At 45.2% G+C, this 22,827-nt stretch carries 23 protein-coding genes and 1 pseudogene; 18 read left to right on the top strand and 6 right to left on the bottom strand.

All coding sequences use genetic code 11. The features are described 5' to 3' along the window. Window positions 1-365: 365 nt before the first annotated feature. Window positions 366-1,475: an extracellular catalytic domain type 1 short-chain-length polyhydroxyalkanoate depolymerase gene (locus HMPREF3144_RS02800; RefSeq protein WP_070476283.1), complete on the bottom strand. Its 1,110-nt coding sequence runs from the start codon at window positions 1,473-1,475 to the stop codon at window positions 366-368. Between the two features lie 117 nt (window positions 1,476-1,592). On the opposite strand from HMPREF3144_RS02800, the gene tadA reads away from it, so the two are divergent. The 4 genes from tadA to HMPREF3144_RS02780 are packed head-to-tail and all read left to right on the top strand — an operon-like array spanning window position 1,593 to window position 5,403. Further along, entirely contained in the window at window positions 1,593-2,066 is a 474-nt protein-coding gene (tadA, locus tag HMPREF3144_RS02795) for a tRNA adenosine(34) deaminase TadA (protein ID WP_018027240.1), read from the top strand. A 45-nt stretch (window positions 2,067-2,111) separates the two neighbouring features. Further along, entirely contained in the window at window positions 2,112-3,173 is a 1,062-nt protein-coding gene (locus tag HMPREF3144_RS02790) for an LD-carboxypeptidase (protein WP_018027241.1), read from the top strand. Between the two features lies 1 nt (window position 3,174). After that, window positions 3,175-4,776, top strand: a complete 1,602-nt coding sequence (locus HMPREF3144_RS02785; protein WP_070476281.1) for an ABC-F family ATPase — start codon at window positions 3,175-3,177, stop codon at window positions 4,774-4,776. Between the two features lie 27 nt (window positions 4,777-4,803). Then, complete coding sequence (locus HMPREF3144_RS02780; RefSeq protein WP_070470580.1) at window positions 4,804-5,403, top strand: IMPACT family protein; 600 nt, start codon at window positions 4,804-4,806, stop codon at window positions 5,401-5,403. 117 nt (window positions 5,404-5,520) lie between these two features. On the opposite strand, the gene trxA is transcribed toward HMPREF3144_RS02780, so the two are convergent. Together trxA and HMPREF3144_RS02770 are read right to left on the bottom strand one after the other, a co-directional pair. After that, window positions 5,521-5,904: a thioredoxin gene (gene trxA / locus HMPREF3144_RS02775; protein WP_018027244.1), complete on the bottom strand. Its 384-nt coding sequence runs from the start codon at window positions 5,902-5,904 to the stop codon at window positions 5,521-5,523. 140 nt (window positions 5,905-6,044) lie between these two features. Then, window positions 6,045-7,334 (bottom strand): NCS2 family permease, encoded by a 1,290-nt coding sequence (locus tag HMPREF3144_RS02770; RefSeq protein ID WP_018027245.1) that lies wholly within the window; start codon window positions 7,332-7,334, stop codon window positions 6,045-6,047. Window positions 7,335-7,422: 88 nt separating this feature from the next. Between HMPREF3144_RS02770 and tsaD the strand changes: the two genes are divergently transcribed. After that, window positions 7,423-8,451 carry a tRNA (adenosine(37)-N6)-threonylcarbamoyltransferase complex transferase subunit TsaD gene (tsaD, locus tag HMPREF3144_RS02765; protein WP_070476279.1) on the top strand — a complete coding sequence of 343 codons (1,029 nt, stop codon included), beginning with the start codon at window positions 7,423-7,425 and terminating at the stop codon, window positions 8,449-8,451. Between the two features lie 43 nt (window positions 8,452-8,494). Here the strand turns inward: tsaD and plsY are convergent, their stop codons facing one another. Beyond that, window positions 8,495-9,184: a glycerol-3-phosphate 1-O-acyltransferase PlsY gene (gene plsY, locus HMPREF3144_RS02760; RefSeq protein WP_070476277.1), complete on the bottom strand. Its 690-nt coding sequence runs from the start codon at window positions 9,182-9,184 to the stop codon at window positions 8,495-8,497. Between the two features lie 164 nt (window positions 9,185-9,348). On the opposite strand from plsY, the gene surE reads away from it, so the two are divergent. The 9 genes from surE (at window position 9,349) to HMPREF3144_RS02715 (ending at window position 17,232) form a co-directional block, all read left to right on the top strand. Continuing rightward, entirely contained in the window at window positions 9,349-10,101 is a 753-nt protein-coding gene (surE, locus tag HMPREF3144_RS02755; RefSeq protein WP_036560118.1) for a 5'/3'-nucleotidase SurE, read from the top strand. Window positions 10,102-10,175: 74 nt separating this feature from the next. Beyond that, on the top strand, window positions 10,176-10,967 hold the full coding sequence (locus HMPREF3144_RS02750; RefSeq protein WP_070476288.1) for a protein-L-isoaspartate(D-aspartate) O-methyltransferase: 792 nt from the start codon (window positions 10,176-10,178) through the stop codon (window positions 10,965-10,967). A 129-nt stretch (window positions 10,968-11,096) separates the two neighbouring features. Further along, complete coding sequence (locus HMPREF3144_RS02745; RefSeq protein ID WP_070476275.1) at window positions 11,097-11,819, top strand: peptidoglycan DD-metalloendopeptidase family protein; 723 nt, start codon at window positions 11,097-11,099, stop codon at window positions 11,817-11,819. Between the two features lie 25 nt (window positions 11,820-11,844). Next, entirely contained in the window at window positions 11,845-12,630 is a 786-nt protein-coding gene (locus tag HMPREF3144_RS02740; protein WP_070476273.1) for a 3'-5' exonuclease, read from the top strand. A 147-nt stretch (window positions 12,631-12,777) separates the two neighbouring features. Further along, the gene (gene rlmD, locus HMPREF3144_RS02735; protein ID WP_070476271.1) at window positions 12,778-14,157 is read left to right on the top strand and encodes a 23S rRNA (uracil(1939)-C(5))-methyltransferase RlmD; all 1,380 of its coding nucleotides are present in this window, start codon (window positions 12,778-12,780) and stop codon (window positions 14,155-14,157) included. A 79-nt stretch (window positions 14,158-14,236) separates the two neighbouring features. Continuing rightward, window positions 14,237-14,911 carry a 7-cyano-7-deazaguanine synthase QueC gene (gene queC / locus HMPREF3144_RS02730; protein WP_070476269.1) on the top strand — a complete coding sequence of 225 codons (675 nt, stop codon included), beginning with the start codon at window positions 14,237-14,239 and terminating at the stop codon, window positions 14,909-14,911. 66 nt (window positions 14,912-14,977) lie between these two features. Further along, window positions 14,978-15,283: a DUF4298 domain-containing protein gene (locus tag HMPREF3144_RS02725; RefSeq protein WP_083290366.1), complete on the top strand. Its 306-nt coding sequence runs from the start codon at window positions 14,978-14,980 to the stop codon at window positions 15,281-15,283. Between the two features lie 125 nt (window positions 15,284-15,408). Then, the gene (locus tag HMPREF3144_RS02720) at window positions 15,409-15,696 is read left to right on the top strand and encodes a class I SAM-dependent methyltransferase (RefSeq protein ID WP_036560130.1); all 288 of its coding nucleotides are present in this window, start codon (window positions 15,409-15,411) and stop codon (window positions 15,694-15,696) included. A gap of 279 nt (window positions 15,697-15,975) precedes the next feature. Next, complete coding sequence (locus HMPREF3144_RS02715) at window positions 15,976-17,232, top strand: hypothetical protein (RefSeq protein WP_070476265.1); 1,257 nt, start codon at window positions 15,976-15,978, stop codon at window positions 17,230-17,232. 276 nt (window positions 17,233-17,508) lie between these two features. On the opposite strand, the pseudogene tnpA reads toward HMPREF3144_RS02715, so the two are convergent. After that, window positions 17,509-17,889 (bottom strand): annotated as a pseudogene (tnpA, locus tag HMPREF3144_RS11360) (IS200/IS605 family transposase). Between the two features lie 46 nt (window positions 17,890-17,935). On the opposite strand from tnpA, the gene HMPREF3144_RS02710 reads away from it, so the two are divergent. The 3 genes from HMPREF3144_RS02710 to HMPREF3144_RS02700 all read left to right on the top strand — a co-directional run bounded on the left by HMPREF3144_RS02710 (window position 17,936) and on the right by HMPREF3144_RS02700 (window position 19,756). After that, window positions 17,936-19,072 (top strand): RNA-guided endonuclease InsQ/TnpB family protein, encoded by a 1,137-nt coding sequence (locus HMPREF3144_RS02710; RefSeq protein ID WP_070476263.1) that lies wholly within the window; start codon window positions 17,936-17,938, stop codon window positions 19,070-19,072. Between the two features lie 209 nt (window positions 19,073-19,281). Beyond that, a complete protein-coding gene (locus HMPREF3144_RS02705) occupies window positions 19,282-19,521 on the top strand; it encodes a type II toxin-antitoxin system RelB family antitoxin (RefSeq protein WP_018027256.1) in 240 nt (79 codons plus the stop codon). Further along, window positions 19,505-19,756: a type II toxin-antitoxin system RelE family toxin gene (locus tag HMPREF3144_RS02700; protein WP_018027257.1), complete on the top strand. Its 252-nt coding sequence runs from the start codon at window positions 19,505-19,507 to the stop codon at window positions 19,754-19,756. Before HMPREF3144_RS02705 ends, HMPREF3144_RS02700 begins: the two co-directional genes overlap by 17 nt. A gap of 72 nt (window positions 19,757-19,828) precedes the next feature. On the opposite strand, the gene HMPREF3144_RS02695 is transcribed toward HMPREF3144_RS02700, so the two are convergent. Then, the gene (locus HMPREF3144_RS02695; protein WP_048766727.1) at window positions 19,829-21,505 is read right to left on the bottom strand and encodes an AIPR family protein; all 1,677 of its coding nucleotides are present in this window, start codon (window positions 21,503-21,505) and stop codon (window positions 19,829-19,831) included. Window positions 21,506-21,998: 493 nt separating this feature from the next. On the opposite strand from HMPREF3144_RS02695, the gene HMPREF3144_RS02690 reads away from it, so the two are divergent. Next, window positions 21,999-22,775 (top strand): hypothetical protein, encoded by a 777-nt coding sequence (locus HMPREF3144_RS02690; protein ID WP_141742708.1) that lies wholly within the window; start codon window positions 21,999-22,001, stop codon window positions 22,773-22,775. Window positions 22,776-22,827: the final 52 nt, after the last annotated feature.

Raw genomic sequence — 22,827 nt, 5'->3', positions numbered from 1 at the left:
AAGTGGGTGGTTTTACGGCGTCTGATGATAAAATTGATAAATCATAGTCAGCCCGCAACGCTTACCGAGTGTGTCGGTAGCGCAGGCTCTAACGCTGCATAAATATAAAGACCCTGTGTTGAGTGCCTTAACTCAAGACACCATGGGCGATCGTTCACTAGTTGATGGGACGGTAGCTCGCAAGCTCTGCGTGATGTATATCATGGCTCTGTTAAGCTTGCGGTAGGAGCGAATAGCGTTGAATGCGATATAAGCTTAAAATCACTATCTAGGTGATAACCCTAATCGTAACACAAGCTGACCATAAAAGCGAATGTGAGCAAGGACGGCGGTCGCCTATCGCAGGGCCCAATCCCTCGAAGCTTTTATGAGCTCGCTGTTTTGCTGCGACTTAGTTGATTAGAGGGCGTTGCATGGTGGTAAAAGAAGCGCAAAATCATCTCACTGGAGTTAGGACCAATGTTGCCATTAAAGGGGAGTGAGGTATCACCACCGGCCCACTCATGTCCCATATTATCCACTTCAATGAGTTTAACCAAGGGCTGTTTACGTTGGGAGAAATAGACTTTTTGGGTGTAGGCGTTTATTGTGTCTTCCTCGTGGCGAGTGACGACTGGCTTTGTATTCAGGGGCAGTTTATTTAAATAAAGTGCCTGCTTAGCAAGCGCTTCGGCATTACTGATATTGACGCGTCTATCCTTGACCCCATGCATAATTAGCGTGGGTATATTGTGCGCTTTGGGTTTGGCAAAGTCGCCTAGGTGTGCCAACAACTCTTCATCGCTAGCGGCATCGCTTCTTCCCATCACGTCTAAGCCGCTAGCGACGCCATGCGCCTGAGCAAATGCAGGTCCACTATGCAGTGCAACGGCAGCAAATTTTTCTGGGAAGCTAAAAGCGAGTGCTGTTGCCATGCCGGCGCCGGCAGACATGCCAGCCACAAAGATACGACTAGGGTGGATAGCGTACTCCTTGGCGATCATATCGATTAATTGAATAATGGTATTCGCCTCAGCAATTCCTGCGTCTTTGGTTAAACTATACCAACGCCAACATTGAGCCAGATTATTCTTTTTGCTTTGTTCGGGGTATAGCACGATAAAGCCAAACTTTTGCGCAAACACATTGATTTGCGAACCTTGGGCAAACACACTGGCATTTTGCTCACAGCCGTGTAGCATGACGACCAAGCCGCGCGCTTTAGTTGGTAGTGCATCTTTTGTCGTGGTGGGGATAAAGGTATAATACGTAAGTTCGTCAAGTAGCGTTTGCTCGCTAGTTTTCGGTGTGATAAATACATTTCTTTGCCATTGACCCACATCCTGCGGATCTGGGTGTAGAACCGTCATTTCACTGGTAGGCACTCGCGGAATCAAGTGATTCACCGATTTTAACCACTGATTTTGCATATTAATAAATGCAGAGGTCTGATTAAATAGGTTAGAAACACCGACGGCAAAGGGGTTAAATAGCATAGATAGGTGGATCCTTTGAGGCGAGATGTGAGCTTGATGTTTTTCATAAGCATAGCAACCTAGGCTGCTGCTTGGCAAGTTACAAGTGTATTTCACTCAGAAGCGTAATCAAAAGGTATGGATCAGGATCGTGTGTTTATGGCGATGGCCTTAGCAGAGGCAGAAAAAGCGATGCAAATTGGCGAGGTGCCGATTGGGGCGGTCGTGGTTGGTCCAGATCAGCAGCTTTTGGGTACGGGTTATAACCAAAGTATTTGTCTCAATGACCCGAGTGCTCACGCGGAGATGCTAGCGATTCGAGCGGCCGCAGCGCAATTGGGTAATTATCGCCTGCGCGATTGTACGCTTTACGTTACTTTAGAACCTTGTGCCATGTGTATGGGGGCTATTTTGCACAGTCGTATTCAGCGTGTCGTCTTTGCCGCCGCCGATCCTAAAACAGGGGCTTGTGGTTCGGTGCTTAGTTTGCAATCCGAGCCACGCCTCAATCATCATTGCTCGGTTACGCAGGGTGTCTTGGCTGAGAGGGCGGCAAGCTTGATAAAAGGCTTTTTTAAAGCACGTCGTCAAGTCAAAAAGTGCCGTTGTTAAACCCATCCTCTATAATAGAGTCAAATTTTTTAAAGGATAGTCTTTATGAATCATCATGAGCCGCAGGATAAAAGCATGGTTGAGCTGGCGGCTGAAGCGCTGCTTGACGATGAGCAGATACTTTCGGATGAGGCAAATGACGTGCCCCCGTACCTCATGGCCTACGAAGATAAAATGCCACTATATATTTTGTCACCATCGAGTGCGGTGGCGGACCCGAGTCAGTTCGAAGTGGCCACGGCACGGTTGCAGGATTTCGGCTTTAACGTCAGTTTGGATCCGGAGGCCAAAGGTAGCTTTTCACGTTTTGCTGCTATTGATACGGCTAGAGCGGCAGCCTTTAGTCGGGCTGCCTTGAGTGATGCTCAGGTTGTGCTGGCCAGTCGGGGCGGTTATGGTATTAGTCGTATTTTGCATTTAATTGATTGGGATTTACTTGCAAAGCACCCTAAACGCTATGTGGGTTATAGCGATTTTACGGCCTTTAATTTAGCGCTTTTAGCCAAAACCGGTCTGGTGAGTTACACCGGTCCAGCGGCAATTCCTGATTTTGGTGGTCAAGCGGTAGATGAGCTGACGGCTGAGTTGTTTGTAGAAACCATGCGTGATGAATTGGAGATCCTTTGCTTTGAAGCGGCGGGCTCTGATGCGGTGGATGTACGTGGCGTGCTTTGGGGTGGTAATCTGGCGATGATTTGCTCACTCATCGGCACGCCGTATTTCCCTGAGATTGAAGAGGGTATTTTATTTATTGAGGATGTGTCTGAGCATCCTTATCGGATTGAGCGTATGCTGTGCCAACTATGGCAAGCCGGTATTTTAGCTAAGCAAAAGGCCATTATTCTGGGGCAGTTTAGCGATTATCAATTAGCCGCTCATGATAATGGTTATGACATGGATACGGTGATTCAATGGTTGCGCGAGGTGGTGGGGGTACCACTTGTGATGGGTCTGCCTTACGGTCATGGTGAGGTGCGCGTCACTTTGCCGATTGGTCAAGAGGTCGGTTTAGCCACCCAAAATGACATCGCCTATTTACTGTTGGCGGAGCATCATCATGCGCATGATGATAAGCACGACGCTAGCTTACATTCTGAGGATCTATAAATTGATCGCTACCTCTAATTTGACCATTCAGTTTGGTCCTAAGCCTTTATTTGAAAACGTTAACATCAAGTTTGCCGACGGCAATCGCTATGGCCTGATTGGTGCAAATGGCGCCGGTAAGTCCACCTTTATGAAAATTATTGGTGGTGATTTAGAGCCTAGCGCCGGTTCTGTCAGTTTAGAGTCAGGTTTGAGACTGGGTAAATTACGTCAGGATCAGTTTGCTTTTGAAGACCAATTGGTTATTGATGTGGTTATGATGGGGCACACTGAGATGTGGGCTGCGATGCAGGAGCGTGATGCCATTTATGTGGATCCAGCAGCCACGGATGATGACTACATGCGTGCCGCCGAATTGGAGGCGAAGTTTGCCGAGTACGATGGTTATACGGCAGAAGCAAGGGCGTCCGAGTTGCTGTTGGGATTAGAGTTGCCGATTGAACAGCATCGGCTACGGATGAGTGAAATTGTGCCAGGCTGGAAATTGCGTGTGCTATTGGCGCAAGCGCTGTTCTCCAATCCGGACGTTTTATTACTGGATGAACCGACCAATAACTTAGATATTCATACCATTCGTTGGTTAGAAGGGGTGTTAAATGGCTTTGATTCAACTATGGTGATCATCAGCCACGACCGCCATTTTTTAAATCAGGTATGCACTCATATGGCGGATGTCGATTTTGGCGAGATACGCGTTTATCCCGGTAATTACGATGATTATATGCTTGCCTCTACGCAGGCACGGGAGCGGCTATTAGCTAATAACGCTAAGGCCAAAGAGCGCATTGCCGAGCTACAGGGTTTTGTCAGTCGTTTTGCGGCCAATAAATCAAAATCACGTCAAGCGACCTCACGCTTAAAGCAAATCGATAGGATAAAAGCGGAGCAGGTGGAGGTGAAACCATCCTCGCGTCAAAACCCCTACATACGTTTTGAACAAAATAAACCGCTACACCGTTTTGCAATTAATGCAGAAAAACTAGGTAAGGCCTATGAGCAACCGGTAATTAGCAGCTTTAATGCCATGATTGAGGCAGGGCAAAAAGTGGCAATTATTGGCGCTAATGGGGTGGGTAAAAGTACTTTATTGCGTTTGTTGGCAAATGACTTAAGCCCTGATGCAGGTGAGCTTAAGTGGGCGGAAAATGCAGATATAGGCTATATGGCGCAAGACGTGTCTGAACAGTTTGAGAGTGATCTGACTGTCTTCGATTGGATGGCACAATATCGTCAACCAGGTGATGACGATCAAGCCGTGCGTTCGGTGTTGGGTCGTTTACTTTTTTCTGCTGATGATATTGTCAAGAAGGTGTCCATTCTCTCTGGTGGTGAAAAAAACCGGATGACGTTTGGGCGCATGATGCTTGGTCGCCATAATATTTTATTGTTAGATGAGCCCACGAACCATTTGGATATGGAGTCGATTGAGTCGCTACAAATGGCTTTAGAGAAGTATCAAGGCACGGTGGTGGTCGTTTCGCATGACCGTCAGTTTATTTCCGGTATTGCCGATCGCATTATCGAAATTTTACCGGATGGCGAGATAATTGATTACTCTGGTGATTATGATGCCTATCTGGCCTCTCGTGGTCTTGAGCAGTAACCGCAACCTCAGTCAAAGGAGCCAGGCTTGTTTGAACTGATAACCGCAGTTTCTTACGAGGAAACGATTAAGAAAAGTCTTTTTATTGTCCATGCTGCCCCGGTAGCGAGTGTGGATGAGGCTTTGCAGTTTATTGAAGCGCACAGTCAGGCGGATGCCACGCACAATTGTTGGGCCTTTCGTATCGGTGATGACTATCGCTTTAATGATGATGGTGAGCCTGGCGGTACGGCCGGACGACCTATTCTAGCCGCGATTGAGGGGAGGGAACTAACGAATATCGTGGTCTTAGTGATTCGCTACTATGGCGGTATTAAGTTAGGCACAGGCGGTTTGGTGCGAGCCTATGGGGGCACTGCCGCCAAGTGTTTGCATGAGGCACCGAAGCGTAAAATTGTCGCCATGAGTCGCGTGTACTGCGATTGCCCTTATTCGGAGATGGAGCGCGTTAAAGTGCATTTGGCCCAAGCGGGGGTGCAGCTTGTTGCAGAGGAATTTGACGAGGTAGGAGTGAAATGGGAGTGGTTAATTCCCGTGTCGATGGTGCAGGAGCTCGAAGTAAGCCATCGTAACTTAACTCGAGGGCAGGCCAACTGGGAAATACGTACAGCTGAGGAAATGATTTAGTCTGCGTGAATTTGCTGTGCTTAGCTCGCTAAGCTAAGCGCTTGGTCAATTAAAAAATACGGTCGCCATGCTGAAGCAAGGCGACCGCATGTAAAGGCTAAGGGGCTAAAACACGGACTAGGCTTGCTTGTCGTCTTGTGCTTGTCCTTGAGCGGCAAGCTCGGCCCGAACTTGATCCATATCGACTTCCTTGACCTTAGTCAGTACCTCCTCAAACTGAGCTGGAGCCAATGCGCCAGGCTGAGAGAATAGTAAGATGCGGTCACGGAAAATCATCAAGGTGGGGATCGAGCGAATTTTTAAGGCCTGAGCAATTTCCTGCTCCTCGTCCGTATTGACCTTAAAGAATTTCATCTCCGTATGCTTTTCAGCAGCCGCCTCAAAGGTAGGGCTAAACTGCTGGCAGGGACCACACCAAGGGGCCCAGAAATCGATTACCACAATGCCATCCTGATTAAGGGCATCTTGGAAAGTGTCTTTAGTTAATTCTTGATAGCTCATAACAGTCCTTTTGATGAGGTGAGTGGGCAGAAACTTTATATCAAAGCAACTGCATGGATTAACCCTATTGTATATGGAGATCGATCGGAATAATCCAAGAGTACCTACAGAATCTGCCACTATTTCCCATTAAAAAAAGCTTATTCGATAGCGAAACGCACGATAAATAAGGCAGCTACAAGAATTGTAGCGAGATGTAAATCTCTGAATTTACCTGTAATTAGTTTAAGTACGACATAACTGATAAAGCCAAACGCAATCCCTTCAGCAATGGAGTAGGTAAATGGCATAATTAATGCGGTAAGCGAGGCCGGCACGGCTTCGGTTGGATCACCCCAATCAATTTCAATTAATTCACGCATCATCAGACCAGCCACATAGAGTAGGGCGGGTGCGGTAGCATAGGCTGGGACGATGCCAGCGATCGGTGCAAAGAATAAGGACAGTAGGAATAAAATACCTACCACCATCGCAGTCATCCCCGTGCGGCCACCACTTTGTACACCGGAGGCACTCTCGGCGTAGGCGGTGGTACTACTGGTGCCGATCAGAGAACCCGCCAAAATCGCTGTACTATCCGCAAATAGCGCTTTACCCAAGCGGTTAGGACGGTCTTCGGGCATCAGACCAGCGCGTTTAGCAACGCCGATTAAGGTACCGGTAGCATCAAAAACTTCCACCAGTACAAACACCAGAATCACATTAATAAAACCAAAATTTAACACCCCCCAAATATCTAATTGCAAAAAGGTGGGCGCAATAGATGGTGGCATAGAAATCAAGCTATCCGGTGCTTGGCTATAACCAAAGAGCATGGATAACAGACTGACAAATAAAATACCGATTAAAATCGCTCCCTTAACACGTAGGGTATCTAAAGCGACAATCACAAAAAAGCCTAAAATGGTAAATAATACCTGGTGTGAAGAGAGGTCCCCTTGGCCTACGAGTGTGGCTTGATTGTGTACCACAATGCCCGAGGTTTGTAACGCAATAAAGGCAAGGAATAAACCGATACCTGCGACAATCGATGAGCGCAGAGATTTGGGAATACCGCGAATTAACCATGCACGAATACCGGTTGCGGTTAAAATAATAAAGATCACCCCAGAAACAAATACCGCCCCCAGTGCTTGCTGCCATGTATAGCCTAAGGCGCCCACCACGGTAAAGGCAAAAAAGGCATTTAAACCCATACCGGGTGCCATGCCGATTGGCCAGTTAGCAAAAAAGGCCATGACAAAGCAGCCGATGGCGGCGGCGAGGCAGGTACTCACAAAAATGGCACCCTGATCCATACCAGTGGTGCCAAGAATTTGCGGGTTGACAAAGATGATATAGGCCATGGTCAAAAAGGTGGTAAGACCTGCGACGACCTCAGTGCGAGCGGTGGTATGATGCTCACGAAGCTTAAAGAGTGATTCAAACATAGTGCTTTGTACGCTTAAAAACGATGTAAAAAATTGAAAAAAATACCTTTAGTATTTTAAATCTTTAATGAAATTAATACAGCAATTTATGAATATTCTCGGTTTTGAAAGTTCCTGTGATGAGACAGGTGTAGCCATTGTCAATACTGAAAAGGGCTTGTTAGCTCATGCCTTGCATAGTCAAATCGACATGCATCAAGCCTATGGTGGTGTGGTGCCGGAATTGGCCTCGCGCGATCATATTCGACGGGTGTTGCCCCTATGCTACGATGTACTGAAAAATGCTGGTTTAGCGGTGAGTGATATTGATGCGGTTGCCTTTACGGCTGGTCCGGGTTTGTCTGGTGCTTTATTAGTCACTGCCAGCGTAGCACAGGCCTTTGCGTGGAGTCATCATCTTCCTACCATCCCGATTCATCACTTGGAAGGGCATTTGTTATCGCCGATGCTGGCGCCCGAGGTGCCAGCGTTTCCTTTTGTGGCTTTATTAGTTTCTGGTGGTCACACGCAATTGATGCGAGTCGATGGTGTGGGACAGTATGAGCTATTAGGTGAAACCTTGGATGATGCCGCCGGCGAGGCCTTTGATAAATCGGCGAAGTTGCTGGGCTTACCCTATCCAGGGGGTCCGCATTTGGCGAGTTTAGCCGAAGGGGGCGAGGCAGATCGTTTTCAACTGCCACGTCCTTTAAAGCATAGTCAGGATTTGGAATTTAGCTTTAGCGGCTTAAAGACGGCCGTCTTAACCACCCTTAGAAAGCTGGAGGCGCAAGGTGCTGTGAGTGAGCAGGATAGAGCCGATTTAGCGGCCGCCACCCAAGCAGCGATTATCGATGTCTTGGGTTATAAGGCGATTAAGGCCATGAAGCAAAGCGGTCTCAAGCGCTTAGTGGTGGCTGGCGGTGTGGGCGCGAATCGTCAGCTTCGTGACTTTTTAGATAGGGAGACACAGCGTTTGGGTGCCAAGGTGTATTTTCCGCCCTTGGCTTTATGTACGGATAATGGCGCCATGATTGCGCATGCAGCCGCTGAGCGTATCAAAGCAGGCCTAGTGGATTTGTCAGCACGTAATTATAGCCATCGCATACGTACCCGCTGGGACTTGGCTGAGATCTAAGCACTGGCTAGGTATTTTCATGAATGCGGCTAAGGTACCCAGACTAGATACGCTTTTTGCGTTTACTATGTGCAGTTGATGTGGTGGCGCTTGGTGGTGGGGCGTTTTTCTTGCTGCCGATTTTGCTTTCTTTGCCATGGATCAGTTTATGAATATTGCCTTTGTGCTTATAGATGAGCCAAATAGCAATCACAAGAATCGCGCTCATCCACGGCCAAGTAAAATTGCCATTGCTGGTACTCAAAAAGAGATAGTAAATTGGCGCCATAGCGGCACTCAGTATGGCAGCCAGCGATGAGTACTTGAACATCATTGCCACCATTAACCAGGTCGCAATGCAAATAACACCGAGTAAGGGGTTTAGTGCTAACAATATCCCGACGCCCGTGGCGACGCCCTTGCCGCCTTTAAAGTTTAACCAGAGCGAGTAGACATGCCCTAAAAAAACGGCAATGGCAGCCACTGTGATTAACCAGGGCGAGAGCTGCCACTTAGCGACCAATTGCATTGTTAGAAAAACCACTAACCATCCCTTAAGCAGATCACCCAGCAGGGTCATGGCGGCGGCCTTTTTATTGCCACTGCGTAAGACATTGGTCGCGCCTGGATTGCCCGAGCCATAGCGGCGTGGGTCCTCCAGCTTAAGCAGCTTGGAACTGATAATCGCAAAGGAGATGGAACCAATCAGATAAGCAATCGCAGCGATAATAAGGGCAAATAGCAGGGAAGACATGCGCTCTGAACTCTCTAAATAAATAATCGGCCTAGCTATTATATTGAAAAAACCAAGCAACGACCGTGGCAGTTATGAAAATGCATTTTACATTGTATTTTTGCGGCCTAAAACAAAGGCTAAGGCTGTTATAATCTTTAGCATCCAAATAAATCAGTTGTGGTATGAGAAAACATATTCTTCTTTCAAATGATGATGGCTATCATGCCAAGGGCATCGAGGCTCTGTATGAGGCATTAAGCGAAATAGCTGATGTGACAGTGGTCGCCCCTGAGACAAATCATAGTGGCGCTTCTAATTCATTGACCTTAAACCGTCCATTGGCGGTGCGACAAGCAAAAAATGGCTTTTACTACGTAAATGGTACGCCATCTGACTCGGTGCATGTGGCATTAACTGGCTTGATTGAACGGGAGATTGATTTAGTCGTTGCAGGAATTAATAACGGCGCTAATCTCGGTGAGGATACGCTGTACTCCGGTACCGTAGCGGCGGCTACCGAGGGCTTTTTATTTGGTTACCCAGCGCTTGCCTTTTCACTCATTGAGCGTGAGTGGCCGCATTTGGATGCAGCGGCACAGATTAGTCAGTATATTGTTAAAAAGCAATTAGCGCAGCCTCGTCAAGCGCCGATGCTATTAAGTGTTAATATTCCCGCTTTAGCCGCACATGATCCTGAGAATATTCGGGTCACTCGTTTAGGTCGTCGCCATCCATCACAGGCTGTAGTACCCACGAGTAGTCCAAATGGTGAGACCATGTATTGGATCGGTGCGGTGGGTAATGTTCGTGATTTTGCGGATGATACGGACTTCGGCGCCGTGCAAAATGGCTATGTGGCAGTGACGCCACTCAATCTTGATTTAACCCACCACGCTGAGCTTGAATTAACTCGTCAGTGGATTAGTAGTAAATAATTTTAATGGCAAGTAACCCACTTACATTCCGGCCCCATTTGCGTGATGCGCAAATTAAGCGCGAGGCAGCCAAAATGGAGGGCATGGGCATGATTCCCAAGCCCGTGGTCTCTGCAGCTAACAGCAACACACGTATACTATCTGCTGGTCAGGGCACATTCGCTGATGCGAATCGACGTGCTCGTCCCTTGGCGCAGTCTACTTGTCGAGCCTCAATGAATATAGGTCTGAACTCTACCCGTATGCGAGAGCGTATGGTTGAGCGCTTGCAACAACAGGGGATTAGCGATACGCGGGTGCTGGAAGCGATGTATAGGGTGCCACGGCATATTTTTGTGGATCAGGGGCTGGCCAGTCGTGCATATGATGATGCCGCCTTACCCATTGGTTATAAGCAAACCATCTCCCAGCCGTATATCGTCGCTCGCATGATCTCCTTGGCGCTAGCGGCTGGCAGGAGTGGGCGGGTGTTGGAAATCGGTGCCGGTTGTGGTTATCAGACGGCTGTATTGGCAGAGTTGTACAATCAAGTGTATGCGGTTGAGCGAATTCGCGGGCTGTATGAGTTGGCGAGTGAGAATCTTTCCCATCTGCCGAAAACCGCTCATATTCATTTACACTATGGGGATGGACTTCAGGGCTTAGCGCCGTTTGCGCCCTTTGATGCTATCGTGATTGCGGCGGCGGGTTTGGACTTGCCGCAGACATTATTTGAACAGCTCGCCATCGGTGGGCGTTTAGTTGCTCCGGTGGGTGGTGCAAGACAGTATTTACTGATGTTTGAACGCGTCTCGCCGTACCAGTGGGAGCGGCATGAACTCGAAGAAACACGTTTTGTGCCCCTACTTCCAGGGGTAGAGGCTTAGGCTAGATTGAGTATTTGTTACCACTTTGTCAGCCTTGATAAGCTACAATGAATCAATCTAATCGTGAGCCGATTTTTTTAGAATTATTTTTGATTGCTTTTGAAATTCCTTAGTGAAAAAGGTTATTGGATGAATAGAAAAATATACATCATCGGTGCCCTATGTTTTTCAGCGATATTAGCTGCTTGTAGCTCGGGCACTAAGGCCCCGATCAGCTCAGCAGGCGGTTCCCCTGCCTCTGCTAGCGCAGGTGGTGGTACCTATGTCGTGCAACGAGGTGATACCTTGTACTCGATCGCCAGACGTCACGGCACCACCGTGGCAAATCTATCCGCTTTAAACGGTATTTCTGATCCGTCCCAGCTGGAGGTTGGACAGCGTTTACGTGTCGGTGGTGCGGTGGCATCATCAAGCGCCATGCCGTCTGCGCCAGCAAGAAGCTCATCACCATCGGCTGCCGCAACTCAGCCAGCTCGTGCCAGCGATGCGGCGACCATTGCATGGGCTTGGCCAGTGCGGGGTAATGTCATTACCCAATTCTCTAATACCACCCGTGGTATTGATATTGCCGGCACCATTGGTACGCCGGTTAACGCAGCCGCTGATGGTACCGTCTCCTATGTCGGTAATGGCTTACGCGGTCTGGGTAATCTAGTGTTAGTGACTCACAGTAATGGCTTTATTACGGCGTATGCACATAATAGTCGCATTACCGTGCAGACAAATGAGCGTGTCAAAAGGGGGCAGAAAATCGCTGAGCTAGGTGATAGTGATACCACTTCGCCGCGTTTGCATTTCCAGATTCGTCGTAACGGCACCCCGGTGAATCCGCTGTCTTATCTACCTAAATAAGTTAGTTTGATTAATTGTCAATGCCATGTACCCACGTCTTGTCTTTGATTTAGAAACAATCCCTGATGCACATGGCATTCGCCAATTGATGCAGCTTGATCCTGCCTTGTCGGATGCGGAGGTGGTTGAAATTGCTCAGCGTGAGCGCTTAGCGCAAAGCGGCACCGATTTTATGCCCTTGCATTTGCAAAAAATCATTGCCATAGGCTGCGTTTTTAGAAATAAAGACAGTTTTCATGTGAAGTGTTTAGGTGAGCCAGGTGATGATGAGGCTTCACTTATTCGTAGCTTCTATAAAGTCATTGATCACTACGTACCGGTTCTGATTTCTTGGAATGGTTCCGGTTTTGATCTGCCGGTACTGCATTACCGGGCGATGATTCACGGCATCCCTTCCTTGCGCTATTGGGATAGGGGTGAGGAGGATCGCAGTTTTCAATACAACAACTACCTCAATCGCTATCACGATCGTCACACCGATCTGATGGATGTATTAGCCACGTACAACGCGCGTGCTAATGCCCCCTTAGACCAGCTGGCCAAGCTTTGTGGCTTTCCGGGTAAGCTAGGCATGGACGGTAGTCAGGTGTGGCCATGCTATCAGAATGGCGGGATTGATGAGATTCGAGCGTATTGTGAGACGGATGTCGTCAATACTTGGCTGATGTACTTACGCTATCTACTGTTGACGTGTGAATTGGATCAGACCGCTTACGAGCGGGAGTTACGTCTAGTGTATGACTCACTCACTGCGCTAGGCGAGCGTGCGCCCTGGCCGGAGTATTTAGCCGAGTGGCGTTATCCTGCTTAGCTTATGCAGTGGCCTAATTTGCTATGGTTTCGGCATAACAAGGGCCATGCTGCCTGACATCTCTGCGAGCCTCAGGCGGAAGCGCCTTTGTATTAATTTAGTGGCAAATCTCAGGTAAAATAGTCCCTTAGTTTTAGCAGGTGAGATATGTCAGAATTCTTTACGATTGAATCCCTTGATCTTGAGGCTCGCGGCATTGCCCGACGAGAGGGTAAAACGATTTTTGTCGAGGGGGCTTTGCCAGGCGAAACCGTTCGTGCCAAGGTCGTCAGAAGAAAACCCTCCTATGAAATAGCGGTGACTGAAGAGGTATTACATGCCTCTAGTTTACGAGTAGAGCCCAAATGCCCAAATTTCGGTGTTTGTGGCGGCTGTTTGATGCAGCACGTAGAACCCCAGGCCCAGGTGGCAATTAAGCAAAGAGCCTTAGAGGATTGTTTTAAGCATATTGCCAAGTTGGATATTCCTCAGATATTACCTGCGCTCTATGGGCCGTTTTGGCATTATCGCTATCGCGCCCGTCTGTCCGTGCGTTACGTAGCAAAAAAAGGCGGGATATTGATTGGATTTAGAGAGCGTAAGAGTAGCTATGTCGCCGATATGACGGAGTGCTTGGTACTGCCTCAACGGCTGTCTGATATGCTGCCGGCGCTCCGTCAATTGATTGCGTCCTTAAGTATTAAAGAGCGGATTCCGCAGATGGAAGTGGCTGTGGGTGATGAGGCCTTAGTTTTGGTACTACGCCATCTGGAGCCCTTTGAAGCGGCGGATATTGCCAAGTTACATGCCTTTGCGGCAGAGCACGACGTGAGTTGGTGGCTTCAACCCAAGGGGCCGGATACGGTCCACCCGCTGCCCGCTGAGGATGAGCAAAAGCTCGCATATCGTCTTGATCAGTTCGGCTTGAGAATGGCTTATCGACCGACCGATTTTACTCAGGTGAATCACTTTATTAATCGCTCCATGATTGCCAAAGCATTGAATTTATTGGCGGTGGAAGCCGGTGATAGAGTGGCGGATTTATTCTGTGGTTTAGGCAATTTCAGCTTACCGCTTGCCACCCAGGCCAAGGAGGTGGTGGGCATTGAGGGTAGTGAGGCCTTAACCGAACGAGCACTGGCTGCTGCCGCTCAGCATGGTTTGGAGGATAAAATGAGTTTTTCTACCTTAAATCTTTTTGAGGTGGATGTGGAATGGCTGCGAGCATTGGGTTACTTTGATCGCATGTTGATTGACCCGCCACGTGATGGTGCCTTAGCTGTATCGCGTGCGCTAGCCGCCTTGAAAGCGCACGAACGACCTAAACGCATTGTGTATGTTTCCTGTAATCCCGCCACCTTAGCACGTGATACAGCGATTTTGGTTAGAGTCGGTGGCTATCGCTTAATCAGTGCTGGAGTGATAAATATGTTTCCGCACACGGGGCATGTTGAGTCTATTGCAGTGTTTGAATATCACCCGGGTGATCCCATACCAGCGCCGGAAGCGGAAGAGGGTGAAGGGCAGGTTGAGGCATTGCTAGCATAGTATAATGGCAGCCAAGCGCGGTTCGAAATCCTCCCGCGCCGTCTTCTAGAGGGCGAAATAAAAACTACGGAAACTTATCATGTCATGTTCAGAACAAGCCTTGGTCATCTTTTCGGGTGGCCAAGATTCAACGACTTGCCTGTTACAGGCATTGGCCCACTACGGACCGAATCAGGTGCAAGCCATCAGTTTTATATATGGTCAACGGCACGCCATTGAGTTGGATTGCGCACGAGCGATTGCCGAGGAATTGGGGGTGAAACAACACATCCTTGATTTGTCGCTGATGGCGCAAATAACGCATAATGCCCTAATGGATGCGAAAGCGTCTATAAAAAACTCCCCCGATGGTCCGCCAAATACCATGGTGGATGGGCGCAACGCCTTATTTTTAATGTACGCTGCCATCTATGCAAAGTCCCAAGGCATTAAGCATGTGATTTTGGGGGTGAGTGAAACGGATTTCAGTGGCTACCCGGATTGCCGCGACATTTTTGTTAAGTCCATGAATGTGAGCTTGAATTTAGCCATGGATTATGATTTTCAAATCCACACCCCCTTAATGTATTTAACTAAGGCGCAGACTTGGGCCTTAGCTGATGAATTGGGCTATTTGGATTTTGTACGTCAAAAAACGCATACTTGCTATTTAGGGGTGCAGGGCGGCTGTGGTCATTGCCCTAGTTGTGAATTACGTGATAAGGGCTTGCGTGAGTATTTGTCAAGCAAGGAAGCTGGGAATGAAAGTTGTTAAGCGCTTTAACTCGGGGTTTAAAGCGATTCGCCGCTAAGTCCAACGTGATTTCATAGGAGAAGCATCATGGAGCAACAGTTTAAACATATCAAGCAAATGGAACACATTCTTAATCAGATGAATGAGCTGATGGAAACACTGCGTACAACCCATGCGCAGTGGGCTGAGGTTCAGGCTGATTATGATGCTTTGGTGAGCTATTACGGGAGTGCGCAATGGCATGCCGATAACGAGGCCTATGATAGGGGTGAGATACCAAAGGATCTGCCTTGTGGGGTCTTATCGGAAGACGCTGTGTTTAATTTAATCGCAGAGCAGCAAGCGGTGGCGGTGGAGTTTGTTAAGTTGGGTGCCGAGATATTGAGTAAGTGATGGTTGGTGTGGGCAGGATATTTTTGAGTAGTCCCTGAACTGACACTTTAAGCAAGGTTATACTACGCTTCTGTATAAGCATTAAGCACATTAAGATATAGACTGGTTTTTATAAAGCGTTTTACATGATGATCTCAATATCGCCTAAACTAAGACGACCTCCGGAGGAGTCATTGTACCGCTATTGTGCGGGCTACTCCTATGGATTTGTTCGTGAGGTGCTATCTACTTATGAGGTAGAGAGAGGGAATTTGGTGGTCGATGCCTGGTCCGGCACAGGTTTGACATCAGTAATTGCTAAGGAATTTGGTGGTCGCTCTATCGGGATCGATATTAGTCCAGTGATGACGACTATTGCTAGGGCGAATAATATGCCTCGTGAATTACCACCATCTTTTCTCACGCTTAAGTAGAGGGGATTATTCGTAAGTTTAATGCTTTCGAGCCGCATTGCGTGAAAAACCTGTTTGTCGGCGAATCGCTTTGATAGATTGACTTCATTTTTTAATACCTGTAGGGTCACTACCATCTCTGAGTTAACATAAGCGGCCAAAATACCGCTATCTTGGATAATCCTTAAACATAATAAATTAATAGTTTAAATTTATCTTAAATCGTCAATTGTTAATATTCATCCTTCACAACTTACTTATAATCAGTGAGTCAGGAGTTTTCAATTTTAAGGTGAGATTATGACGGGTTTTGATGGAACATCAGATGAGTTTTTAAAGGATATAGAACAAGAAAAATTAAAATTAATCGATTTGGTAGCCCAGGGTGAAATTGCACTTGATGGGGTGATGTCACCTCTCACGAAAGAGTTGATGCAAAAGTTGGGGGCCCAAGGGGTTGATATGACTTCTTGGTGGGCTATGACAAGTATGGATTGGCATTGTCCATCATGTGGTAGGCATAAGGGTGATATTGTTCGCTTAAACTCAAAGAGAGAGCTGATGTGTTGGTTGGTTGAGCACCATGACCATATGGGAGATCTAGTCAAAATAGAGTTTGAAGAACAATATAAAATGGCTGAAGTTCCGAATGCAGATAAGTCCGCATTTGATTATATCGATAGATTGGCGCCGGTGGTCGCAGCTTATGATAAAGCAATAATTTGTGTGGACTGTAATGAGGCAGATCGAGATGCTAAGCGAATCGCCAATACTCATAAACACTTCTCTTATTCGCCGTTGGAAATTCGACGGTTTGTTGAGGCAAAACCAAACGTGAAACACGTGATCAAGCATGATGTGGCCCAAGAGATTTGGGAAAGTCATAAAGAAACTTTTGAATTAAGGTTAAAAATAATTAGACGAATTGCTGATATAGCATTAAATACTCATGATTGGTTTCAAAAGATACCTCATACACAACTTGCCAGAGCAGTTACAGCCCAGGCAGAGAATATTGCAAAAAAAAATAAAGTATCTTCTGATTTTTCACTATTAACTAAAAAATTAGCTAGTACTATAGATGTAAATTACAGTTCTTGGCGTTATAAAGCTAATCTCCCTCCGCTTGAAAGGCCTAATGAAGCTGACATTGCATATATTACTAACGTTACAAACTTAGATAGTTGGAGTAAGGTGTCCGAGGACTGGGTGTGTCCAGGGTGCCATAGAAAAAAATTACAAACGGTTAGAAAAAACAATAAAGGAAAATGGTTTTTTGAGACAGCTAAACGAACTTATCTTGGGAAGGACATCGTAGAGAAAGGAGCTACGAAAATAATTTGTAAAGATTGTGCGATATTAACTACAAAGCTTGGCGAAGAAGCTGCACGAACTGGAGGTCTAGAGATATTTAATTGTTTTGGAGATTATGTAGCTATTGAAGAAGTCAATTCTATTGTTAAAGCACAAGAGCATACTATGCATAATGTAGATAATTATAAAACTGACTCTTTAATAGCTGTAATAGTCGAACGGATGAGGGTTTTAAATCCATAGAAGTAAAGATTGAATGGATAAAAAACTTAATTGACTAAAGTCAAGAAGGAGGGGGGACGATATTTTTGAGGGCAGTGAGAGGGTGTAAGGTATTTTATGTAACTTAATTGAGAGTCTTAATGTATACCCCCTATGTCACACTAATTGTCCGATCATTTAATTTTTACTTTTAACCCATTTAGCGTGGCGGATTGGATTTTATCAACCCTGTGCCGTAAAACTCCGTTCTTCAGGGCGGAGATATAAGGCAAAACGGCGTAGCCGTTTCAAAGCTAACTAATCGGGTGTTCGTTGTTGCTCGATGTATTGGCGAATAATTGAAATGGGTGCACCACCGCAACTACCGGCAAAATAAGATGGCGACCAAAGCTGATTGCCCCAAAGTTTTTTCGGATACTTGGGTGATTTTTCTTTCTAATCATTCGACTTGATACACCTTTTAGGCTGTTTACTAGCGTAGAAACTGCCACTTTCGGCGGATATTCAATGAGTAAATGAACGTGATCGTCTTCGCCGTCAAACTCGACTAATTTTGCTTCAAAATCATTGCAGATGCTTTCGTAAAAACATCAGGGCGGTATTTTGTACAAAGACTAAGTGAACGTGCAGATTAAAAATGCAATGTCTACCGTGCCTGATTTCAGTTTCTTTTTTCATAGACCAAAGGTAAGATATAAGGAAAATCATATTCTAAACCTTGCCAATGCAACTACGCAAAGCCTTTAAATTTGAAATCATGCCAAACGGCGAACAAATCCGCAGAATTAAGCAGTTCTGTGGCTGTTCTCGTTTTGTGTTTAATCGGGCGTTGGCTTGGCAGAATGAACAATATGAGCAAGATAATAGCGTCAAGTTCAGTTATACGAAAATAGCCAATCTGCTTCCTGTCTGGAAAAAAGAACTACCTTGGCTCAAGGACTGCCATTCCCAAGTGCTCCAACAGTCGTTAAAAGACCTTGAAAGTGCGTTCAAAAATTTCTTTCAAAAGCGTGCTGACTTCCCGAAATTCAAGAAAAAAGGCTTGAAAGAGAGCTTTCGTTTTCCGCAAGGTTGCAAACTGGAACAACAAAACAACCGCTTGTATCTTCCGAAAATCGGTTGGGTTCGTTATCGCAACAGCCGTGCTGTGGTCGGTGAAATTAAAAACGTCACGGTTAGCCAAAAGTGTGGTCGTTTTTTTATCAGTATTCAAACGGAATTTGAATATGAAATCCCAACACATCGAGGCGGAGAAATTGGGATAGATATGGGCGTTGCCCATTTTGCGACCCTTTCAAGCGGTGAATATTTTGAGCCGTTGAATGCCTTTAAAACCTACAAAGGCAAACTAGCAAAACTACAACGCCGACTTAAAAATAAGGTTAAATTTAGCCAAAACTGGCAGAAATTAAAGGCGAAAATCGCCAAATTGCACTACAAAATCGCCAACAGTCGTAAAGACTTCTTGCACCAAACTTCAAGCAAAATCAGCAAAAACCACGCGATGATCTACATTGAAGATTTACAGGTGTCGAATATGTCCAAATCAGCCAAAGGCACAGCGGAAGAACACGGCAAAAATGTGAAACAGAAATCAGGTTTGAACCGAGCGATACTAGACCAATCTTGGTTCGAGTTCAGACGGCAGTTGGACTATAAAACTCAATGGTTAGGCGGTTTTTTAGTCGTTGTTTCACCGCAGAACACCAGCCGAACTTGTCCTTTTTGCGGTTATACCGCAAAGGAAAATCGCCAAACGCAGGCTTATTTTGAATGCGTAGAATGTGGCTACACAGAAAATGCGGATGTGGTTGGGGCGTTAAACGTTTTGGCACGTGGGCGAGCTATCGTCCAAACGTAAAATATCAGGCTGGGACACAGCCGTCGAGCTTGTGAAGTGAACTTCATTGAGAGGTCAGCAGCAAGAACCCACCGAGAGTAACCCACGCAAAGCGTGGGAGCTAGTAGGAATCCCCGTCCTTTAGGGCGGGGAGGATGTCAAAATGGTTGTTCATGTTCTCACTACAATGTACAATGTAATACAAATATTATACTGTTTTGGGTGAAACGATGAATAAGTCGACTAACGTATCTTTGCGTTTGCCAACAGAGCTTGTTGAGCGTATTAGTCACTTAGCTGAAACCACTGGTCGAAGTCGCACATATTATATGCAAGAAGCTATCAAGCAACATATTGATGACTTAGAAGACCTTTATTTGGCTGAGCAAGCATTGGTAGATGTGCGGACAGGAAAAAGTGAAACTATTTCTTTAGAAACGCTAATTGAAGAATATGGCTTGGAAGATTGAGTTAACAAAAGAAGTAGCTAAAAGAATTAGAAAACTCGATAAACCAGTAGCAAAGCGACTTATTCAGTTTTTGCACGAACGTGTTTCGACCTTGAATAATCCAAGAGACATTGGGGAAGCCCTAACTGGTAGCAAATTAGGCGAGTTTTGGAAATATCGTGTCGGTGACTACAGAATAATTTGTAAAATTAAAGACAATAATTTAACCATGTTAGTTGTCCTGATAGGACATTGAAAGTCTATATATGATAACGATTAACTAAACTTGTTCTGAATTAATCGTTATTCGAATTCAAAACCTACAAGATCATCTCGGCAAAAACTCTAATAAGTCCCCACGTCTAAAAGTGGCTGAAAGCTGTTGCAATGAAACTTGGCGTTCACCGTAAATTTCGGTTAATGCCTTTTGTAGTTGCAGGGCAGCCTCAGTAATTAACTCGGCTGTGTTCTGCTCTAAGTGATGTATAAGCTCTTCAAGGTTTTTATGGTTGATATCCTGTAGTCGGATTTGGGCTTGAGACAACAGCAGTTGACCTACCAGCATGGCCATATAGTGTGCGGCGTAGGGTAGAAAGTCGGGTGTGGGTTGCAGCAGAGTGGGGCGCTTACGCTCGTTTTCAACTGCCCGAAATATCAATACGGCGAGTATGGCTTGGGCAGGGCTCAAGTTAGTGAAAACCTTTTCGTATAGGGCTCCAAAAAGTTCACGTCGTCGAAATTTACTTTGGTGTGGAGATTTGCGCCAAATAGCCATCACAGCTTCGGCGGTGGTAGCACTAGTAATAATGCGGCTACTGGTTGTTGACTCTTCACGGTAACGTCTATAGATGTAGCCAAGTGAATTAATACCTGTTTCCAGTTGAATTTGTAAGCTATCATTCGAGCGTAAGTCGCGTAAATCTACAGGGTTTTGGCTATTGGTGGCAAAAGTTATCTCGTTAATAAGTTGATCGTCATCACTTTCAAGTTCATAGAGGCGTAGCAATACGTAGACTTCATTAAAAGAATGAGTATCATTCGCTTCATTAAGGGTTTGTTGAATGGTTTTGCAGGTTTGGCCACCATTAATAATTTGAATGTTTTCTAACTTTAGCTGGTAATCACTGCCTTGTAATGCGTTGTGGCGCATTTTGGTGCACGTCATGGTAATGCCGTTATTAAAAAAGTAAAAGTCTTTTTGCTTTTCTGGGCTTACTAGTGTGTCATGAATAGCATTATTTATTCGATTGGTGTTACGTCCTAAATAACGACGGATATTACGCTCAAGCAGTAAATCGCCATTGCGGTCAAATAGCTTAGCGATTTCAGTAACAGGTACTTTTCCAACTAAGACACGACGAAAGTTAAAGTCCTCGATTATAGCTTCTCCAGTAAGTTGAATACTGTCATTGACTGCTTTGCTTCGCTGTAAAACAGCGACGATATCATTATGGTTATAGTGTTCCCAATGGACTTGGCTGTGATTAAGCCCCGAGTTGTCGAGCCACTGTTGGGCCTGATTATTCCAACGTTGACCGTTGCTGCAAAATAGCAAACGAACATTGGGTATATACCCATCCCGAATCAGAGAGCGTACTTCCTCAATACGCGGGGCCAAACGTGGGTTCATGGTGAATTGTTTATTCGGGTCAAAAATATTACTGACAAGACTGATTAAACTTTTAATTGAGTTTTCTGGAAAATTAGTATCTCCATTGAGATTTTTATGAGTGTACTTGCCCTGAAACAAGGTAACAGTGAATTCGCCGTCATCAACTTCGCTTAAATGTAAGGCATCAACACCTAGATCATTGCCCCCCTCTGTGAGAAGTTCAAGAGCCTCTGTCAAAGGTGTATCTAATACCGTGCTTACGCATAACAGGACAAATGCAAGAGACTTCTTGCGCACAGGATCATCATTGCCAATAATCTCTTCCAGCTCACTTGATAGTTCTTCAGCGATGCCAATGATTCGTTGGTCAACAATACTTGCGTTAATATCCATAGCAGTTACCTTAAACTTAAAACTATTTGAAGCCCATGTTTTAAAACAACCAGTCTATTATACAGTTGATCTATTTTATTGCTTGTATTCTGGAGGGCGTGATTTGTGTTTTAGAGATAAGTTTGTTGACTACAGGCTGAGGAAATATTCTACTTTTGGGCTGTGTTAATAATAGGATGGGTTTAATAAATGAGGAAGTTACCTAGGTAGATAATTAATTATGAAAATATATCACTATGATTATGACGATAAATATTTTATGTATTTTGAAGAGGTGCCAGAAGATTATGGTTTACCATATTCAGCGACTAAAATAGCTCCGCCTAACCTTGATGAATAGCCAGAAGGGCAAGTTCCTATTTTTGATGAACTAAATGAACAATGGTTCTATGCAAAAGTAGAAGGTTTTTGGCGTGTAAAAGTAAAAGAATTAAATTTCTATACTGGCAGAGATTCTAATGGTCCCGTTTATCTATTGGGGGGGCGCAATGAAGTGCGTTACCAAGATAAGGTAATGGATTTTTCTCATAATTTACCTAGTATCAGTATGCCCAGAATAGGACGAGTACCTGATATCACTTCTCTTTTACAACGGATTGACTACATTGAATTTTGTATTGAGCAGATTGAAGCGTTTTACTCTGAGATTAAAGGGCATTACAGTGTAGGCATTACGGGTACAGGTTCTAATCATTATCATTTTATTGTAGAGAATTTAATTGCTTCTATTCGAAGATTTATAGATGATCTTGTTGTTGCTGCTTTTATGAATCTTTTTAAACGTTATAAACCATGGGAAAAAGAAATTGTTATTGAGGGGTATTCGGATATCTTTAGGCTAGATTTATTCAAAAATAAATTTAAAAAATCATACCCTGAAATTTTTAATAATGAGATAAGTGCTCAATTAGATAGTTTTAGACAAATGGTATTAGGTAAGAACTACAGATACTTATGGTTGATTCAAAATATAAGCAATACGTATAAACACTCTATTACAGCAGGTTTAGGAAAAACTACCTACGGTGTAGATTTTCCTACGCTTACAGTGATAGGTGTTATCAAACCGGATCACAATTTGGATACACTCACTTATCATAACCATAGCTTTCGACAAATAATTCTAGGATTAAAAGATTATTTGGATGATTTTGTTTTTTGCTATTTGAATCAAGAACTAAAAGCAGATTCAACAGTTGAAAATAAATGCACAAGTCATGTGATAGAGGGACATATATGGTATTTAAATGCTCCTTATGGCTATGCTTAATTAACCAATTATATAAACTTGTAATGACCCAGTAAAAACCTGCTCAGGTCTT

This window comes from Oligella sp. HMSC05A10, assembly GCF_001808335.1.
Lineage (GTDB): Bacteria > Pseudomonadota > Gammaproteobacteria > Burkholderiales > Burkholderiaceae_B > Oligella > Oligella urethralis.
Note: the sequence above shows the minus strand (reverse complement) of the source record. Positions and strands in the feature narration are given on the sequence as shown.

What these genes read in the sequence shown, in the direction of transcription:
- HMPREF3144_RS02800 (WP_070476283.1), bottom strand. Translation starts at nt 1,475, where the DNA reads ATGCTATTTAACCCCTTTGCCGTCGGTGTTTCTAACCTATTTAATCAG.
- tadA (WP_018027240.1), top strand. Translation starts at nt 1,593, where the DNA reads ATGGATCAGGATCGTGTGTTTATGGCGATGGCCTTAGCAGAGGCAGAA.
- HMPREF3144_RS02790 (WP_018027241.1), top strand. Translation starts at nt 2,112, where the DNA reads ATGAATCATCATGAGCCGCAGGATAAAAGCATGGTTGAGCTGGCGGCT.
- trxA (WP_018027244.1), bottom strand. Translation starts at nt 5,904, where the DNA reads ATGAGCTATCAAGAATTAACTAAAGACACTTTCCAAGATGCCCTTAAT.
- HMPREF3144_RS02770 (WP_018027245.1), bottom strand. Translation starts at nt 7,334, where the DNA reads ATGTTTGAATCACTCTTTAAGCTTCGTGAGCATCATACCACCGCTCGC.
- tsaD (WP_070476279.1), top strand. Translation starts at nt 7,423, where the DNA reads ATGAATATTCTCGGTTTTGAAAGTTCCTGTGATGAGACAGGTGTAGCC.
- plsY (WP_070476277.1), bottom strand. Translation starts at nt 9,184, where the DNA reads ATGTCTTCCCTGCTATTTGCCCTTATTATCGCTGCGATTGCTTATCTG.
- surE (WP_036560118.1), top strand. Translation starts at nt 9,349, where the DNA reads ATGAGAAAACATATTCTTCTTTCAAATGATGATGGCTATCATGCCAAG.
- HMPREF3144_RS02750 (WP_070476288.1), top strand. Translation starts at nt 10,176, where the DNA reads ATGGAGGGCATGGGCATGATTCCCAAGCCCGTGGTCTCTGCAGCTAAC.
- HMPREF3144_RS02745 (WP_070476275.1), top strand. Translation starts at nt 11,097, where the DNA reads ATGAATAGAAAAATATACATCATCGGTGCCCTATGTTTTTCAGCGATA.
- HMPREF3144_RS02740 (WP_070476273.1), top strand. Translation starts at nt 11,845, where the DNA reads ATGTACCCACGTCTTGTCTTTGATTTAGAAACAATCCCTGATGCACAT.
- rlmD (WP_070476271.1), top strand. Translation starts at nt 12,778, where the DNA reads ATGTCAGAATTCTTTACGATTGAATCCCTTGATCTTGAGGCTCGCGGC.
- queC (WP_070476269.1), top strand. Translation starts at nt 14,237, where the DNA reads ATGTCATGTTCAGAACAAGCCTTGGTCATCTTTTCGGGTGGCCAAGAT.
- HMPREF3144_RS02725 (WP_083290366.1), top strand. Translation starts at nt 14,978, where the DNA reads ATGGAGCAACAGTTTAAACATATCAAGCAAATGGAACACATTCTTAAT.
- HMPREF3144_RS02720 (WP_036560130.1), top strand. Translation starts at nt 15,409, where the DNA reads ATGATGATCTCAATATCGCCTAAACTAAGACGACCTCCGGAGGAGTCA.
- HMPREF3144_RS02715 (WP_070476265.1), top strand. Translation starts at nt 15,976, where the DNA reads ATGACGGGTTTTGATGGAACATCAGATGAGTTTTTAAAGGATATAGAA.
- HMPREF3144_RS02710 (WP_070476263.1), top strand. Translation starts at nt 17,936, where the DNA reads ATGCAACTACGCAAAGCCTTTAAATTTGAAATCATGCCAAACGGCGAA.
- HMPREF3144_RS02705 (WP_018027256.1), top strand. Translation starts at nt 19,282, where the DNA reads ATGAATAAGTCGACTAACGTATCTTTGCGTTTGCCAACAGAGCTTGTT.
- HMPREF3144_RS02700 (WP_018027257.1), top strand. Translation starts at nt 19,505, where the DNA reads ATGGCTTGGAAGATTGAGTTAACAAAAGAAGTAGCTAAAAGAATTAGA.
- HMPREF3144_RS02695 (WP_048766727.1), bottom strand. Translation starts at nt 21,505, where the DNA reads ATGGATATTAACGCAAGTATTGTTGACCAACGAATCATTGGCATCGCT.